This window comes from Numidum massiliense, assembly GCF_001375555.1.
Lineage (GTDB): Bacteria > Bacillota > Bacilli > Thermoactinomycetales > Novibacillaceae > Numidum > Numidum massiliense.
On record NZ_CTDZ01000009.1, the window covers coordinates 2,750,329 to 2,767,690 of the forward strand.

Genomic DNA, 17,362 nt, shown 5'->3' on the forward strand with positions numbered 1-17,362 from the left:
CTTTCCTCGTACGACCACTGCAACGCAAGTCTTGCCATACGAGGATGCCGGCGCCTAAGCATACAACTCCTGCCACTCGGCCAACTGTTCTTTCATTTGCTGCCTGTAAGCGACCGGTGCCAATATTTCTGCTTCTGGGCCGTACTGATACACCCAGTTCAAAAACTCGCGGTCGTGGTTGAGCGTCACCTCAAATAACAACCCGCCGTCCGGAAGGTCTCTCATCCACGGCCGGACGAACATCTCCTCCTCTTTTATGTACGGTGCAATTTTCGGGCTAAAGCGCACCTTGAAGCGAATTTCCCGATCGCCTCGCTCGATCGACCACGTGTTTTTCAAATACTGTTTAATATTAAATTTAGATTTATCGAATCCTTCATCCGTCAACTTTACATCGCGGAAACGACTAAGCCGGAATGTCCGCTCGGATTTAGCTTGGTGACAGTAACCGATCACATAAAAGCGCTGTTCACGCGGCACGAGGTAATACGGGTCGATCTTACGCTGCGTCAATTGACCGCGACTTTGCGTATAGTAGGCGCAATCGATCGTCTTCTCCTCAAGAATGGCCTGAATGATCGGAGAGAGATAATTCGCGTGCGCTACCCGGTATGCCGGTTCCCCCATCTGAATAATTCCTGCAACATCTTCTAATAGATCTCGCTGATCGTTTCGTTCCTTCGTGTGAGCAGCCATTACTTTGTCGTAAGCTGTGTTAAATCCCGGCGGTAACTTTGACCGATCGATAATGGAAGGCAGTAGTGAAAAAGCGAGCTCTTCTTGGTCTGTCCACTTGATCGGATGCATCGCAAACCGACCGATGAACGTATACCCTTTGCCGTACCCGACATTCGTAATCGGCACGAACAAACTAAGTTCTTGTAAATCGCGGTAAATCGTCCGCTTCGTCGTCTCACACCGATCCGCCAATTCATCGGCTTTAATGCCCGGATTGCCTTGTATCGCGTAAATAATCCTTAAAAAACGAATGAGTCTTGACATGTATCAACCATCCTTTTTTACCGTGTAGTTCGCATCCTAGTTAGACGATTATGACGTCCTCATCTTTCGTTGACAACCTCATTGTACGAAACATCAGTGACAACATAGCGTCAGCGAACGACTGTTTGCCAAAAATAAACAAAACAGTCCCCGCACAATGTCGTAGGACACGATCACAGTTACGTCACGTGATTCAATAAGTATGTACGACGTGCGCGAAGACCTCATCTGTAGGCGAATTTATAATGTGCGGATCTATCATGTGCTGGGCTATAATGAACGGAGAATAGCGATGGCCATACGGAGAATAGCGATGGCCATACGGAGAATCGCAATGGCCATAAGGAACAAAATAAGACTGGGCTACTAAAACGACCGCGTCTCATACTCCTGTTCCCGCTTCAACTCTTCAATATCGACTTCCTCTTCCTTAGCGTGCCTCTTTACGTCGTCCGGTACGGTAATTTCCTTCACTTTGTTAAAACTGTGGAACTGCGACGCGGAAATGGATTGCACGTTCTCCAAACCAAAACCGCTATTTTCGGTGCCGTCCTTCGCTACGACGATGCGCGTCAAGCGATGATTTTTGCGATCGATGTAGGTGACTAACTCATACACCTTAAACTCGAACGCTTTAAAATCTTTATCCCATAAGTTCTGCGTCAATTCATCTAGCGTGTCGTAAGATATTTGCCACTTCTTGAGCTCAATGGCATCGCGCGTCGTCAACGCAAACGTCAGTTTATAAAACGAGTCACTTTCTTCCACGTCTTCTGGTTCGGGCAGATGGTCGAGCATGCCTAATTGTTTCTCCAGAAACAACTGGTTGTCGTCAAAACCGTCTAGCACGTTTAAGTCGGTCGCTTTAATAGGAAAGGTCACGTACTCCCCTAATTCGTGCATCTCAAACCCGTCGGTCCACAACGCGCCGTCTTTATAGTAATCGTGCATCTCGAGTGAGTCATCGTTAACAGTAGAGCTTAAATCGCGCGTAAAACTGTACGGCTTGCGAACAAAGGCGGCTTTCTCCTCAATGAATATTTCATCCTCCCCTTTAACCTTGGAATCGAGGGAGCCTACTATACTAAGTAACTGAAAATCGTTCTTGTAACTCGCAATCCCTGCCTCTGCTTGCCGCACTTTCTGTTGTAGTTTTTTCCACGATTGCTTGGACGGCTTGTACTTGCTTTTTTCTTCATTCCCGGTGGATAGGAGCGTTAACAAGTGATTCTTGTCCGATAGTTTTGCCGCGACGCCACTTTTACTATCCCTTTTGCCGCTCTCTTTACCGCGCTTCTGCTTGGAATCTTTCTCCTTCTGTTCACTCTCCCGCTCTAGCTCTTCCATCTTTTTCTTCATATCCCGTTCATACGTTTCTGCCTTTTTTTTCACCTCATCGGGCACTTTGATCGTGATTGGTTCGTTGTAGTCGGATAGCGCTAAGTTGCTTTTGACTTGAATCTCTCTTTCTTCTTTGAACATCGATACCTTAGCCTTATAATGTAGCTCGTACACGAGGGGGCGGAACGTCTTTCGATCGACGACGAGCGTTGCACTTATGTTGTCGAGCGACAGAAGTTCGATTGAATCTCTACGAGTATTATACTGTTCACCCAAGACACCGATACTGAATCGCTCAAACCGCCGCGCCATTTCCCCGTCATCTTTTACGGTAGCACGGACGCGGTACACGCCCTTTTCCACTTTGACCTTTTCCTCTAGTAGGTGCAGCGCCTCAAAATCGCTCGTTATGTAATCGAGGATTTTTTTATAATTGGTCGCTGGGTAAAACTTGGATGCGTCGAACCATTCCCTCTCCCGGTAGTCGTCGTACCGCCACCTTTCGTCCTCAGGCAGATCCCCGCGATAAAAACCGGTGCCTTCGTATAGTTCCCCACCGGAAAAATAAGCCTCCTGACTGAGGTCGTCTCCATGCAATCGTTGCGAGTGAAAGGCAAAGGGCTCCTTCAGCACGTCGTATTTCCATTCCGTTTGGTAGTCGATGTGGCTGTCGCCTCGCATGTCGCTAACGATATTCACTCGGTAGCTTTTTAAACCGCTTTCAGACTTCTCGTTGACAAGTTTCATTAACTCGTCGACCGTTTGCGGATGCTTCTTTCCCCCTTTCTCCTTACTCCCTCCCTTCTTTTTCTCTTTCTTCTCTTCCTCTCCCTTCGCCGACGCCGCTTTGTCGCCTGCAGCTCCTTTCCCTTGCCCAAAAAAGTTACAGCCGCTTAATAAAAGTCCGGCAACGACGATGAGCGTGACGAACATCTTCCATCTTGTTACTGTTTTTCGCAAACTAACGCCTCCTTACTCAGCTCCTAACTTAGTTACCCCTTATAAACACGACGTGCATTAAAACGTATGGATGCCAAAATCATTTGGTGTGAAAGAAACTCCTTCGCCGCGATCTGAATACGTCTCAGCAAAGGAGTTGTCATGTTTAGGATAACATAATATTGGCATTGGTGGAACATATTTTCGCGAATACGATACGAATTTTTTCTTTATTTAAGCCCCGTAAGGGCAATTCCTTGGGTAAAGTACCGTTGGAAGAAAATAAACACTAAAAACGTCGGGATAAAAGATACGACCGCCCCTGACATCTCGATCCCGAAGTTCCCTTCCCGCGTTAACAGCGACGCCAAACCGACGGTTAGTGGGTACATCTTTTCTTGCGTCGTGTAGATGAGGGGGGCTAACAGCTCGTTCCAGTTACCGATAAAGGCAAACGTCCCGACAGTCGCCATGACCGGCTTGGAAATCGGAGCAATGATTTTGAAGAAAATTTGCCCGTCGCTCGCGCCGTCCATATAAGCCGCTTCTTCCAACTCCTTCGGAATTGTCTGCATAAACTGTTTCACTAAGAAGACACCCATAATCCCCCACAGTTGCGGGATAATCATCGGATAGTACGTGTTGATCCAGCCGAATTTGCTAAACATGATGTAGCGCGGGATGATGAACAGCTGACTCGGGATCATCACCATCGCCATCATCGTCCAGAAAATGACTTCCCGCCCGAAAAATTTCTTCTTCGCAAAAATGTAGCCGAGAATCGTACACAAAAAGACGTCCGTGATGACCGGAATGATCGTAATGAGCGACGAGTTCAAGAACCACCTAAAGAAGGGGGCACGGAAAAAGATGTAGTGAAAGTTGTCCAACGTCGCTTCTTTCGGCCACCAAAACATCGGATCGGCCATCATATACTGTATTTTTTGCAATGAACCTGACACCATCACGATGAAAGGTAACAAGAAAATAAGCGCGAGAAAAGTTGTCACCACGTAAAGGGTAATTTTTTTCCCTGTTCCGTTTTTCGACATGACTTAACTTCACCACCTAACGCAAATCTTTTTTTAATAGTAATCGACCTGTTTGCCTAACGCTTTGCGCTGGAAGAGTGTAATCGCCAAAATAATGAAGAACAACAGGTAGGCCATAACACTCGCGTAGCCGAGTCGGAGCGATTTAAACCCGGTTTCGTACAAGTAGAACACGATCGTCATCGTCGAGTTGTTCGGACCGCCGCCCGTTAATATAAAGGCAGAATCGAAGATTTGGAACGAGCCGATCGTCGTAATGACGGCGACGTAAAAGTGGATCGGTTTTAATAACGGAAAGGTGACGCTCCAAAACGTGCGCCATGCCGATGCCCCGTCAATTTTCGCCGCTTCGTACAGCTGCGCCGGAATCGACTTTAACCCCGCAAAATAGTAAATCATCGTACTACCTGTCACTTTAAAAATACTGAGACCCGCCAGGACGATGAGCGCTTGCTTATCGGTCGCAAGGAACAGCTGTGTCGGGATGCCGAGAAGCTCTAAAAATCCGTTGATCAACCCGTACTCCGTCCCGCGGAACAACCAACCCCAAATACCGGAGACGACGACGAACGATGTGACGACCGGTAAGAAAAAGACACTCTTGTACACGTTGGAAAATTTAATGTCTGAGTTAATGAGTAGCGCTAATATTAACCCGAGAGCCATCGTGGGCAAAATGTAGTAAATGGAAAACAACGTCGTATTCCAGAGCGACTTCCATGCGAGACCGTCACTGAATAGCTCTTTCCAGTTCGCTAGCCCGACAAATCGCGGTTCTCCGATGATCGGCCAATCCATAAACGTCAAGATGAAACTAAAAATCATCGGGATGAGCTGAAAGATCGCGAAGTGAATGAGAACGGGAATGAGGACAATGTAGACAATCGCATTGCGCCTGAGCTCTTCCTTGATCCGCTGCCCAAGCGGCCTCTTCCGTTGCTTCAACTGGCCTGCCGTTAGCTTGTTCATTTCTCTCACCTACTTATAACGGCTCATATAGGGAATCCGCGTGGACTCCCTATACGAGCCAAAGTTGCGTTTATTTAAAGCCTTCCCGCTCCATAACAGCCTTTATTTCGGTCGCCGCTTTCTCTGCTGCTTCTTTTGGCTTCAACTCGCCGGAAAGCATCGCTTGGATGCTAGCCGTCATGTTTTGCCCGATCTCACGTCCGATCGGATGGATAACGCCTGGACGCGTATCTTTCGCTTGCTCGACGAGCTCTTTCAAAACGTCGTCGCCGTCGAATATTTTAGCAGCCGATTGACGCGGCGGAATGTACTGCGTAATTTCGTTAAACTTCTCGATATTTTCCTTGCTGGCCATGAACTTAACGAATTCTGCAGCGGCCGCCTTATTTTTACTGTTACTTGGTACCGTATACATGCCTGTCGTACCGTACGAAACTTTCTCTTTGCTTTCTAACATCGGGCCGACGCCCCACGCGAAGTCAGGCTTCTCAGCGCGCAGTGTCGCTACGAGTTGACTGTCTCCGAAGTAGGACAACGACTTTCCGGCGCGGAATATTTCAAACTGCGACGGCGCGGAAACGGAGTCCTTCGGTACGAACCCTTTTTCGTAAAGGGTGTTGATATATTCGTAAGCGGCGACACTTTCGGCTTCGTCGACGCGTACTTTACCTTCGTCGTCGATCACCCGGCCGCCCGCTTGCCAAATGTACGGGTACACCGCCATGTTCGGGGCGTTCCCACCTTCAAACACACCGATGAATTTACCTTTTTTCTTCGCCTTCTCTGCCAACTCCAAGTATTCGTCCCAGTTGGTCGGCAGTTTTTCTGGATCGCCGCCCACTTCTTTCACTAGGTCGGTGTTATAGTACATCCCCATGACACCTTGCAAAACCGGTAACGCATAAACTTTGTCTTCGAAAGTCGCTGCGAGTAACGCAGACTCGTTAAAGTCGTCTTTGTCGTAGCCGTCGAGATAGTCGTCTAACGGTTCCAACACTCCCTTGTGTGCAAATTGCGTCAGCATGTCCGGGATGATGTAGAACACGTCCGGCCCTTCATTCGCGGCGAGCGCTGTCAGCAAACGCTCCTCGCGGTTTGGCCACGGAATTTCTTCGATCGTCACTTTCACATCCGGGTATTTCTTTTCAAACGACTTTTTCAGATCGTTGCGAAAGTCAGCTTCTTTTTGTCGCAAGTCGGTACCGACAAACGGATGTGTCCACACCGTAATTTCTCCAGAAATTTTGCTGTCATCTTTTCCCTTCTTACCGTCTGCCTTCCCATCGCCAGCGTTGTCCGAGCTGCACGCTCCGAGAACGAGTGACATCGCTAGCATGACGACTAATAACGTGTATGACCATTTTTTCAACAAGGTGTACCCCTCCTCCGTCATTTGCCTACTTTTTATATTGATAAAGCTTGTGGCCGCGAGAGAAGTAAATGTTACCCGCCGCGTCTTGCGCGAATAGGGCGGCATTGTCTACGAGCGTTTCGCTTTCCCACGTCTTCGGATCTACTTTGAACAGGTGGTTTAACGCACTGCCGTACAAGTAGCCATCTTCGTCAAACGCAAGGAATCCTCCGCGCCAGTAGTGCTCCACTTGCTCCCACTTAAAAGGATACAGCTGTTCGTAACGGACAACTTTCCCAGCTTCTGGATCGTATTGGAATAAGTAGCCCGCTGTAATGCCCCACAACTTCCCGTCGTTGTCGAAGGTGAGGGCGGTAATCGCTTTTTCTCCAGGGATGGGAACGACTTCGGATACTTTCTTTCCTTTGGCGACGTCCCAGACGAATAGCTTCCCTTCCTCTTGTGAAGGTGTCGTCCCGAGTCCGCCGTAAACAGACGTTCCACCGTATACGAGGCCGTTCTTGTAAGCGAGTGCGGTGATACTTTGCTCCTTTACGACATCATGGTGGACGAAATATTCTTCAGTTGCAGGATTAAAGAACGACAATGTCCCGCCTAACTTCCCGTAGTCGGGCACTGTCCCCATCGCTAACTGTTCGCCAGCAGGTGCTAACGCAAACGGGCGGTCTTGTCCTTCGTCTCGCAACCGAAAATGTTCCACCGGGTTGACCCCGTAGTTGTACGGCTGCTGCGGATCGTATGAATGCAGTTGCGCACCGGTGTAAACACCCATGTACAGCTTATCTCGGAAGGTCGTCATCCCTTCGATTTGGGCAATCCCTTTGTATTCCGTTATGGCGTCCGCTTTGTAGTCGTACGTGGACAGGCCGCCGGAAAAGTAACCACCGACATAGATGTTGCCGTCCGGGCCTTGTGCGAGCGACTGGATCGTCGCCGGTTCACCTTCTACTTGCCCTTGTATCGTTTGATACTTGCCCGACTGCGGGTTGTACATGCGAATGCTGCCGTCGAAGGTGATACTGACTAACGTTTTCCCAGGAAAACCTTTCTGCTTTAGCTTCACCCACCCGAAGTCCCGTGCGGTCATTAAATTGTCAAAGCCGGTTGCCCGCAGACTCTTCTTTTTCAAATGATAGGCGTGCAGCTCTTTGTTAATGATCATGTACACTTCGTTTTTGGGACCAGCTGACGATACGTCTAGTCCGTCCACGTGTTCAATTTCGTCGACGAGATCCATCGTTTCTAAATCGTAGACGAGAACGGTGTTGACGCCTGTCACCCAAGCAAACAGTTTGTCTTTTGCCACGTTTACACCGTATACATTAGCGCTGTCGGCGTATTTTTCCGGTAAGGGAATTTCCCGCTTCTCACCGGTTTCAATGTCGAGTTCGACGAGATTCGGGCCTTTCGTGCCGACGCCGACGTACACTTTATCTTTGTATACGTCTAAGCTACGCGCATACTGTTGCCCTTCTACCATCTGGCCGTAGTCGCGAAACGTATCGGTCTTCGGATCGTATTGGAATACTTTCCCTCCTGGGTATGTTCCGCCGTAAATCCTCCCTTGATCGTCCGACGCGAGGCGCCAAATGTACGATTCCCCTTTGATTGGCTTCCCGATCAGCTCGACGTGATCGGCCCCGGGAACGTAACGGAACAATAGGGAACTTCTGTAAGTACCGATATACACGTTCCCGTCGGGGTCAACGGTTACACCCCAGGAACTGCTCGCTCCTTCTAAGGGGAAACTGTCCACGCGCTCCCCCGTTTTGGCGTCGATCACATTAAAAATTGCGGGGGAACCGGTCGAGACGGCGTAAATCCATTCCTCGCCGTTCGGCCCTTTCCCGTAGGCCGCACCGGGAATCGATACGTTATGTATCGCTGTTCCGATCTCGCGGACGTTTTCGCCGTCGGATACCGCTAGCACCGAAGGCGTCCAAACGAATGCACATGCTAGTAAAACAACTAGACTTGCTGTTAATAGACGTTTTATCATGTTTTACTATCAAAGCTCCTTTTCCCCAGCGACATAACATCTATGATTCATCTTCTTTACTGTGTTACCCTCCGTCAGACGCGCTTCGTGCAATCACCTCCTTAAGGGCTGACCTCCCCCTCGTCTACGTTCGCTTACAACGCGCTCGCTCGTTAGCGGTCAGGTGCTACTTAGGGATGCATAGCGTACTAACCGGTCGCCGCCTAATATTCGATGATGATCCCGAGTGTCGTCTCCGGCGATTCGCGGAACGAATCGTACGCTTTGCGGGCGTCGTCGACATGCAGCACACGGCTGATAAGTGGATCGACTTGCAGCTTATTCTCCGCTAGCAGGTGGACGTATTCTTGCATGTTGCGCCCTTCGGTCCAGCGTACGTAGCCGATCGGATAGTCGACGCCGCCTTTTTCATAATGTCGGTCGTAACGCCCCGGACCGCCGGCGCGCGAGATCGCAAGTTCCGCCTCTTTTTGAAACATGAGCTCACGGTCGAGTGTAACCGGTAGGTCACCGACGATGACGATGCGGCCACGGTCGCGAAGCCACGCCAAGCTCGTGTCGATGAGCTCTGCATTTTCTGCACTGGCACAGATGAGGACGCTATCCGCACCCGCCTGCTCCGTCTCGGTGCCCAGATGCGCCTCTAACTGCTCCTCCGTATCGCACACGATGACGTGGCGCGACGTCTCACGCATCATTTTGCGCCGACTGGCGAGTAAATCGTAAGCAATGACGCGGTAACCAGCATTTTCTGCGATTTGCGCCGTCAGCTGCCCGAGTAAACCGAGCCCGAGTACGACTGCCGTCTCCCCGAATTGCATGTTCGCTTGCCGCAACCCGTGAATGACGATCGCGCCGATCCCGCTAAACGCCGCCGCTTTCAGGTCGACGGTCTCTGGGACGGAGACGGCGAGGTTTTTCGGGACGACTAAATATTCCGCATGGTACACGTACGGCGCACCATAGCAAGTCACGCGGTCGCCTTTCTGTACGTGAGTCACTCCGTCGCCTACCTCAATAACCTCCCCAGCGGCACAATAACCGAGCGGTGACGGATTCGGGTTGTTTTGCTCAATCATCATCATTTCCGTCCCCGGGCTGATGGCGGAGTACGTTGTCTTTACTAATACGTGATCTTTCGGCGCCGTTTCCGGCCGGGGGAAGTCAGTTACGAGGACTTCCCCTCTTTGTCTAGCGATGCACTTCATCGATAAGCGCCCCTTTCTAATGTGACAAGATGTGTCACTCAGCAGCCGCGCCCTCGATCGCCTCGTACAGTCGTTGTAAGTGATCGCCGGCTACTTCGTGTGTCGTATCTGCCAGTTCCTCCATTTGCGCGGCCAATGGCGCGACGCTTTCCCCACGGCGGTCGGCGTCGAGCAGTTGGAGCCCAAACTGACTGACGCGCTGTAATTGCTCCGCCCACGGCTTGAGGTTTTGCGCCAAGCGCTCATTTTGCAAGCGCCCTGTGACAATGAGCTTCGCTGCCGAGTCCATTCCTTTTAAGTGCGCGTACAGGCGGACGTAGTGATCGCCACCGCCAGCAGCACCGTTTTCCTGTGTACCGACGCCGAGGGCACTAGTTTCTTGAGCATCTGCGTCGGCGGCACGGCGCTCCCGCAAGTAGGCGTCGACTAACGTTCCGAGAGGCGTATGCGGCTGCTCTTTCAAGTTGTAGTACAGCGAGTGCTGACAAAACGTCCACACGGGAAGGAAATCGTCGTCCCCCGCGATTTCCGCGACCGCGTTGACATAGGAGAGCTGCGGATCGTAACCACACGGATCGTTCAAGTAGTCAGCAGCCGTCGCCAGCGGAATCTTTGACGCCTCTGCTTGGTTCATCGGATTGAGAATAATACCGCGGCTCACTGCGGGTAAGTGCGGGTCACGATTTATGTAGGGTCCAATGTGCAACAGGTGTGTCATTGCGGCGTCGTTAACGGGAAAGTTATCCCAGTAGAGCGGTGGCCGTTTAAAAATGTTTGTCAGCACTTGCGCCTCATCTTCGCGAATCGCCCGCGCGCACACATCGACTCCCGTCCAAAAAATGTCGATTTCTGGCGCGACGCGCTCGCCGAGTTCTCGCACATACGCGTGGTCGCCGTCTCCGTGATACAATGTCGGGCAAATGATGAGGTGGTTCCGCTCGTCTAACGCCTTCAGTCGCGCATACGTTTTAGCGATTAAGTCGCTCTGCGCTTCAGCTAGTGACTTATAGTTAGCCTTGTCTTGTTCGTGTACTAATTCGAAGGGGATATCATCTAGAAACAACCCAAATGTGTTCACGCCTTGTTCACTTAGAAGTCCGAACTTCTGTACTAACAGGTTCAAATCTGTTTCATCACTATAAACAATACTTAGTCCCGGGCTTACGGAAAACACGAAGTCAACGTCGTGTGCTCGGCAAGAGTCGATCAATTGGACTAACTCGGCTAACGCCTGCTCTGGATACGGTTCGCGCCAAAGTTCGCGGTGGTAGCTGTCATCTTTAGGTGCATAGACGTACGTGTTGTATTTGTGCTTAGCCATGAAGCGGATCATGTCGAGCCGTTCGTCCATTGTCCACGGTTCGCCGTAAAAACCTTCGATAATCCCTTTGTACGTAAACGACATCGTTTACATCCTTCCTGTAAGTGTTTAGAAAACGATCATATAGACGTTACTTGTAGTTCATATCTGGTTTATACTAAAGATAAAGGATACAAGATTGTTTGTCAACAACTGTGTTATCCGTTTTCATTAAGAAAAAGAGGCAGATTTTCGAACATCGCCCAGGGAGGAAGGTAGCGAGTGAAAAATAAACGTCCCACACTACTTTTTTCAAAGCAGCTCGGGACGTTTGTGACGAGAACGGGTCGACCTCCACTACTCAGTCAGCCAGAGAAACTCGCGCATAAATTGTTCTTCGCTAATCATATGCGACCAGAGCAATTTCAACAGCGTGTGCATGTCGCGGCTGATCAGTTTACTACTGAGCCCGAGTTCATCAATCCAGTGAAATGTCGGGATAATTTCTCGAAACATGTGATAACGCGACGGATGGGGGACTTCCGTCGCGCCGTTCCACTCGGCCGCTTGTTTGACTGCGGGAATACTGAGCGTGCGCTGACGGATAAGCATCTGTGCCTCTAGCGACGTTAAATAATCCACGAATAGTTTACACGCCCCCGCATGGCGCGACTCTTTGTTCACAGCTAAACCAATCGCCAGCGTCAACGTGCGTGGCTCATCAAAAAATGGTAGCGGCGAGATGTCGTAACGGAACGATGCGTTCCTTAATTTGTTAATATTGAAATAGGTCGTCATAATGACCGACGCTTTTTCATCCTGAAATAACGCGATCGTATCTGCTTCACTTTCCGACAAGAGCAATGCAAACGGGTTATTGTCAGCCACTAACTGGTGTGCATCGTTTAATCGCTGCATAAAGCGCTCGTCGGCGACGAAAGGGCTACCGTCCGTCGGCAAACTTTGCAACAAAAAAACGGGCCAACGGTTCGGTGACAGTAAGTGGGCGTAAAACCCGCAGCGGTTCTCACCCTTCAATTGCAAAGCGACACGGCGCAACTGTTGCCACGTCCAGCCACTGTCCGGCTCGGCTAGTCCTTTCTCTGTAAAGTGGTCTTTATTGTAACAAAGTATGAGCGGTGAAAATACAAATGGTTGCACGAGCAGGTTCTCATCCACTGTGAATACATCGGTTAAAAATGAGTAAATGTGTGGCTGCTTCTGCAAAGGGGCAAATTGGGCCGACCCACCTGTTTCTTTCACCGCTAGAAAGTCGTGATAATTAATCGAAATGACGTCGACGAGATCGTGAGCAAAATAGTGTTGCACTGTTCTTTCATAGTCGTCGTAAGGCAAAACGAGTGGTTTCACGCGAGTCGACGGGTACGACTTTTGAAAACGGTCGATGAGGTGCATGAGGTCGGCTTCTTCTAATAGCGACGGATAGTAGCCGAACCGAATCGTCACGACCTCCTGGACCGATTGCTTGACGACGACATTGCCGACGCGTGGTTTTTTTTCGATCAATCCTTCTTGAACGAGCACGTCTAACCCTTTGCGCACCGAGTTTTTACTCAAGCGGAATTGCTTAGATAGCTCGTTTTCCGAAGGGAGGAAGTCCCCGTCTGCATATTTGTTTGACTGTATTTCTAAGCGCAACGTATCGATCATGCCCTCGTAACGGGTGCGAAACGTTTTACGACTCACCTTTTGGTTCATTCGTATCCCAGCCTTATAAACTAGACATATACCAGTTTATTATACACCATATACGGCCTATACGAAAAGTAGGGCAGGGAAAGGCGTGGTGTTCGGTTTAGTCAGAAGAGGCAATGCCGTCGAGCGCTAGGCGAGCGGCACCGATCATACCAGCTTCGTTTCCTAGCGGGGACGCAGCGACGTGAACCGTTATTTTAGCCCCTTCACATAACGTTTGCGCGAGAAGGTCTTTCCACTCTGCGTATGAGTCGATCACGCCGCCGCCGAGAATAACGATCTCCGGATCGAACATGTTTTGCACATTAATTAAGACGACACTTAAGTCGGCGACGAACTGCCGGACGACTTCTAACGCTTTCTCATTCCCCTGACGATATTGCGCGAGTAGTTCATAACTGTCCCATGCCGGATCCACCTCAGCCGCCAAACGGTTCAGCGCCGTGCCCGACACGTACTTTTCGACGCAGCCTCGCTGTCCACAGCCACACGGAATGCCATTTGGGTACAATATCGTATGCCCAAATTCCCCCGCGCCACCAGTGATACCGGGTATGACCTTCCCGCCATTGACGAGTGCGCCCCCTAAACCAGTACCGATCGTTATATACGCATATTGCGTGCGCGCTTTTCCCGCACCTAACCAACCGTCTCCTAAAGCGGCCGCGTTCACGTCGTTCGTGACGAACACCGGCAGCGACAAATCCCCTTCTAACACCTTTTTTACTTCCGTGCCCGCCCACCCCGGAATTGTGTCTCCAGCGGCGACGATGTTACCTTTAATCGGGTCGACTCGTCCCGCCGTACCAACACCGACGGCACCGATCGCTTTCCCTTCGCTTTTCGCTTGGAGTGCGCGCACTAATTCGGCCACCGTTTGCAAAATCGCTTCGCTACCGCGCGGCGTTGCGGCGCTAACCGTTGCCTGAATTGTCCCGCCACCATCTAGCAGCCCTACCTTTATTTTTGTCCCACCTAAGTCGACACCGATGACGTTCATTGTTCCATCACTCTTTCTTCTAATGTAATGTTTACACGGTAATCCCCCTCCTTCAGAGAAAGAGGACATTACCCCGGGACGTTAATTCCTCTAATCGCATCCGCATACCTTGCCGTGATTTCTTGTGGACGGGTAATTGCTCCCCCGACGACGACAAAGTGAGCACCGGCATCTAATGCTGCCACTGCTTGTTGTGGTGACCGGATGCGTCCTTCCGCAACAACTGGAACGGCTAGTTCTTCCGCCAGTTTACTGACGAGCGCTAAGTCTGGTTCTTGTTGTTGTGGACTGTAGGGTGTGTATCCGGACAATGTCGTCGCCACATAATCAGCGCCACAGGTCGCAGCGTGTACACCCTCTTCAAACGTAGAGACATCGGTCATGACGGTCACCTCATGCCGATGTAGCTCGGCGATCGTTTCGGCGAGCGTTTGTTTGTCCGGCCGTGCACGCTTCGTCCCGTCAATGGCGACGATGTCGGCACCCGCTTCGTGCACGGTAACGGCATCGGCGACTGTCGGGGTAATATAAATGTCGTAGTTCGCATAGTCTTTCTTCTTAATCCCGATGATCGGTAGGTTGACCGCCTTTTTAATGGCGGAGATATCGTCTTCGCCATTCGCGCGAATCGCAACGGCGCCACCCATTTTCGCAGCGCGCGCCATCGCAGCCATATGATGTGACCCGTGTAGTGGTTCGTCCTCTAACGCTTGACACGACACGACCAACCCGCGATGGGGTATTATCGTTCCCATTATATTCTCCTCTTTCTTCTCCCAAATGAATGCTAGCATTTGCGAATACTTATTGCCCTTTTTCTTTTCCTATGCTCCTGCCAACAATCTAATGTGTACTATCGTTTCACATGCTAGGTCGTCCTTCACTCTAGCCTTTTACTGCACCGGCAGTCGTTCCGTGTCAACTGGCGCTGGAAGATCAAGTGAGCGCCACGACGTACTCATTCCATATGCCGACATAGTTAAAAATCGACGCTTACACCAACTAAAATAAACAGCTACCCCATCGCGATAAACGTCGGAAACATGAGCCCGCTAATTAAAGAAGTAGTAAAAGAGTTGCGTGACTTAAACCGAATCCTCCCTGACACGTAAGCGGGTAACGCTGACAGCCCGACGATCGTAAAGATCGAAACGAACGTGACGATGACACTATTTTTAAAGCCGGTACCGATGCCGGCCTGTTTCCATACATTCACAAAGTTATCCCAATTAGGGGGAAGCGGCAATGCCCACGGTTTCGTCAAAATGTCACTCGATGATTTTAGCGCGTTAAACAAGGTCCAAATGATCGGCAGTAAAATGAGTACCGTCCATATGCCTAAGATGACATTGCCGACAGTACTACCTATGCCCCATTTAGATTTAAGCTTCGGCATTTTCTTTCCCCCTCATCACGCGTAATGTCAGTATGGTCAAAAAGAGTGTTATGATGAAGCACACAACTCCCGACGCCGAGGCATAACCAAAATTGTAATTGTCAAACGCCTGCTCATTAATAAACAGTGAAATTGGCTCCGTCGACCGGTTCGGGCCCCCTCCGGTCATAACTGATATGTGGCCCAGTTTCAAAACAAACTAATATCCAGCTGCTCCATTAACAGCCCGACGCCGAGCAGCGCATTCGTCCAGCCACTTTCCATACAGTACGGTCCCCAGCCCGTGTCGCCGTTGTTGCCGAAGTACTCCCCGCGATTTAAGTCAAAGGCGCGCATCCAACCGCCGTTGAAGCGCGGATTATCGCTCTGGAGTTGTACCTTAGAAACGAAGTCGCGAACGTTTTCGTACATGGTGTGTACCGTTTCGTCCTGCGTCGCTTTCCACAACTCCCACAAATTCATGAGCAAAAAGTTGTTCGTGTACAACAGGTCAGCAATTCCTTCCCCGTTATGAATGAACACGCCCGCATCCTCTTTTCCATACCGTTCCGGGTCAGGGTTGTCTGCTTCAGCGATCGCCCCGAGCGGGTGCGCGTGTTGCCGTAAATAAACGATGACGCTAGCGATTGCGTCATACAGTTTCGCTTCCGGACGATAGCGAACGAGAATCGCCAACGCGAGTAATAGGCGCGTATAGCCTGACGTCTCACTGTACATGAATTGCAGCTCGCCCGTGTGGTCTAGCAAATACATCGTCCCGCGGTACGCCGTATCCAAATAGGCGTCGTCACCACTCACGATGTAAGCTTGTAAATAAGCGGCGTGGGTAATACTTTGAAAGTGCGGGTTCATGTTTACCTGTTGCTGGCGCGCCCACTTGCGACCGTGTGCCCGCAGCTCGTCACCGTCGAACTGCTCGGGGCGCAACCCGTTAGCGTGCTGTGTCTCTAGGAGCGCTTGAGCAGTTAGTAAGCCGCGTTTTTTGTATTGTTCGCGACCGGTTTGCCGATATAAGTAGAGCAGGACGAGGCACACCCACGCATTGTCGTCGGTAAACACTTTGCCCGGCTTACTGCCCGGATAGCGAAACCACTTCCAAAAACCGTACGTCGCTGACTGCGGATCCATATCTTGATAACCTTCGCAAAACAGATATTCCAGTAGTTTGTGTGCCCGCGCTTCCCAAGTCGTATCTCCCGTGTGCTTACTGTACAAATAACACATGAGTGCAGTATGCGCGTGACAGTCGGGACGATGGTCGCGGCGGATCCTCCGCGTCAAGGAGTGGACGTTTTCATACACGCCCTCCGACCCGTCGCGTTGCGGCAAAATGCCGGAGTGCAAGAACCAGTCGGCTACTGCGGCAAGCGCCTCTTGCGGCGTGTGGTACGCTAAGCGCAGCGGTGCCTCCCATTCGCTGAGCGGAAGACCAACTTTCTGTCGTAGTTGTGCCCATACGCCACCCCACAGGGCATACGGCCGGTAAGGAATAATGTCCTTGCTACCTAACAAGGAAAAAGCAGCGTAAACCGCACGCCCTTCGCCCAATGTGCGAGACACGAGGGTCGGGGTACCGACACGTTCCTCCCCTAGGTGGACGGCTCGGTGCGTCTCGTAAAAATGTCCACACGTCAGCCACACCTCACTGGAAAAGTTAAAGCCCTTCTGAAAATAGCCGTCCCATTCCAATAGCACCCCCGCATGCTCAGCGAGCAAACCTTCCGCGACCCGCATCTTCTCCGACGTGCGTACAACGGACGGATAATCTTGCTGAAACCCGAACAAGCGCGACGTCGGGTAATCGAGGCAGGCCAAATTCTCACCGTACAACGTGCCCCCCGCAGCGACGTAATGCCACAACGCGCTGCTCATTTCGTTCGTCAGCTCTGTCGACTGAGGGCCGTTCGCCCCGAGGACGACGACGTAGTCATAGGCGTGTAACGCATCGCCCCCTGCTGCGGCTAAACCGGCTAACGGCTTCATCTCAACCGGTACCGTCCAGCGATTTAACACATACTCAGGGTGCGCAGACAATTGTGCATCGTAAAAAACAACTATCTTCATCATC

13 protein-coding genes are annotated in these 17,362 nt (G+C 50.8%); all 13 read right to left on the minus strand.

What is annotated here, in order from left to right; genetic code table 11:
- Positions 1-54: 54 nt before the first annotated feature.
- Complete coding sequence (locus tag BN1247_RS12870) at positions 55-1,002, minus strand: helix-turn-helix transcriptional regulator (RefSeq protein ID WP_054950753.1); 948 nt, start codon at positions 1,000-1,002, stop codon at positions 55-57.
- 366 nt (positions 1,003-1,368) lie between these two features.
- Positions 1,369-3,303, minus strand: a complete 1,935-nt coding sequence (locus tag BN1247_RS12875) for a DUF6612 family protein (protein ID WP_147675256.1) — start codon at positions 3,301-3,303, stop codon at positions 1,369-1,371.
- Positions 3,304-3,512: 209 nt separating this feature from the next.
- Positions 3,513-4,334, minus strand: a complete 822-nt coding sequence (locus tag BN1247_RS12880; protein WP_054950755.1) for a carbohydrate ABC transporter permease — start codon at positions 4,332-4,334, stop codon at positions 3,513-3,515.
- A 33-nt stretch (positions 4,335-4,367) separates the two neighbouring features.
- Positions 4,368-5,303 carry a carbohydrate ABC transporter permease gene (locus BN1247_RS12885; protein ID WP_054950756.1) on the minus strand — a complete coding sequence of 312 codons (936 nt, stop codon included), beginning with the start codon at positions 5,301-5,303 and terminating at the stop codon, positions 4,368-4,370.
- Positions 5,304-5,373: 70 nt separating this feature from the next.
- A complete protein-coding gene (locus BN1247_RS12890) occupies positions 5,374-6,675 on the minus strand; it encodes an ABC transporter substrate-binding protein (RefSeq protein ID WP_054950757.1) in 1,302 nt (433 codons plus the stop codon).
- 25 nt (positions 6,676-6,700) lie between these two features.
- Complete coding sequence (locus BN1247_RS12895; RefSeq protein ID WP_054950758.1) at positions 6,701-8,605, minus strand: ligand-binding sensor domain-containing protein; 1,905 nt, start codon at positions 8,603-8,605, stop codon at positions 6,701-6,703.
- A 272-nt stretch (positions 8,606-8,877) separates the two neighbouring features.
- Complete coding sequence (locus BN1247_RS12900; RefSeq protein WP_054950759.1) at positions 8,878-9,882, minus strand: zinc-dependent alcohol dehydrogenase; 1,005 nt, start codon at positions 9,880-9,882, stop codon at positions 8,878-8,880.
- Between the two features lie 34 nt (positions 9,883-9,916).
- On the minus strand, positions 9,917-11,287 hold the full coding sequence (locus tag BN1247_RS12905; RefSeq protein WP_054950760.1) for a protein O-GlcNAcase: 1,371 nt from the start codon (positions 11,285-11,287) through the stop codon (positions 9,917-9,919).
- 252 nt (positions 11,288-11,539) lie between these two features.
- Positions 11,540-12,901, minus strand: a complete 1,362-nt coding sequence (locus BN1247_RS12910) for an extracellular solute-binding protein (RefSeq protein ID WP_054950761.1) — start codon at positions 12,899-12,901, stop codon at positions 11,540-11,542.
- Between the two features lie 97 nt (positions 12,902-12,998).
- Positions 12,999-13,898: an ROK family protein gene (locus tag BN1247_RS12915; RefSeq protein WP_054950762.1), complete on the minus strand. Its 900-nt coding sequence runs from the start codon at positions 13,896-13,898 to the stop codon at positions 12,999-13,001.
- Positions 13,899-13,966: 68 nt separating this feature from the next.
- Positions 13,967-14,653: an N-acetylmannosamine-6-phosphate 2-epimerase gene (locus BN1247_RS12920; protein WP_054950763.1), complete on the minus strand. Its 687-nt coding sequence runs from the start codon at positions 14,651-14,653 to the stop codon at positions 13,967-13,969.
- A 260-nt stretch (positions 14,654-14,913) separates the two neighbouring features.
- Entirely contained in the window at positions 14,914-15,294 is a 381-nt protein-coding gene (locus BN1247_RS12925; protein ID WP_054950764.1) for an ABC transporter permease family protein, read from the minus strand.
- A gap of 189 nt (positions 15,295-15,483) precedes the next feature.
- Complete coding sequence (locus BN1247_RS12930; RefSeq protein ID WP_054950765.1) at positions 15,484-17,358, minus strand: hypothetical protein; 1,875 nt, start codon at positions 17,356-17,358, stop codon at positions 15,484-15,486.
- Positions 17,359-17,362: the final 4 nt, after the last annotated feature.

Bases quoted from the DNA above. Each gene is read 5' to 3' on its own strand.
- BN1247_RS12870 (WP_054950753.1), bottom strand. From the start codon at position 1,002: ATGTCAAGACTCATTCGTTTTTTAAGGATTATTTACGCGATACAAGGC.
- BN1247_RS12880 (WP_054950755.1), bottom strand. From the start codon at position 4,334: ATGTCGAAAAACGGAACAGGGAAAAAAATTACCCTTTACGTGGTGACA.
- BN1247_RS12885 (WP_054950756.1), bottom strand. From the start codon at position 5,303: ATGAACAAGCTAACGGCAGGCCAGTTGAAGCAACGGAAGAGGCCGCTT.
- BN1247_RS12900 (WP_054950759.1), bottom strand. From the start codon at position 9,882: ATGAAGTGCATCGCTAGACAAAGAGGGGAAGTCCTCGTAACTGACTTC.
- BN1247_RS12905 (WP_054950760.1), bottom strand. From the start codon at position 11,287: ATGTCGTTTACGTACAAAGGGATTATCGAAGGTTTTTACGGCGAACCG.
- BN1247_RS12910 (WP_054950761.1), bottom strand. From the start codon at position 12,901: ATGAACCAAAAGGTGAGTCGTAAAACGTTTCGCACCCGTTACGAGGGC.
- BN1247_RS12915 (WP_054950762.1), bottom strand. From the start codon at position 13,898: ATGAACGTCATCGGTGTCGACTTAGGTGGGACAAAAATAAAGGTAGGG.
- BN1247_RS12920 (WP_054950763.1), bottom strand. From the start codon at position 14,653: ATGGGAACGATAATACCCCATCGCGGGTTGGTCGTGTCGTGTCAAGCG.
- BN1247_RS12925 (WP_054950764.1), bottom strand. From the start codon at position 15,294: ATGCCGAAGCTTAAATCTAAATGGGGCATAGGTAGTACTGTCGGCAAT.
- BN1247_RS12930 (WP_054950765.1), bottom strand. From the start codon at position 17,358: ATGAAGATAGTTGTTTTTTACGATGCACAATTGTCTGCGCACCCTGAG.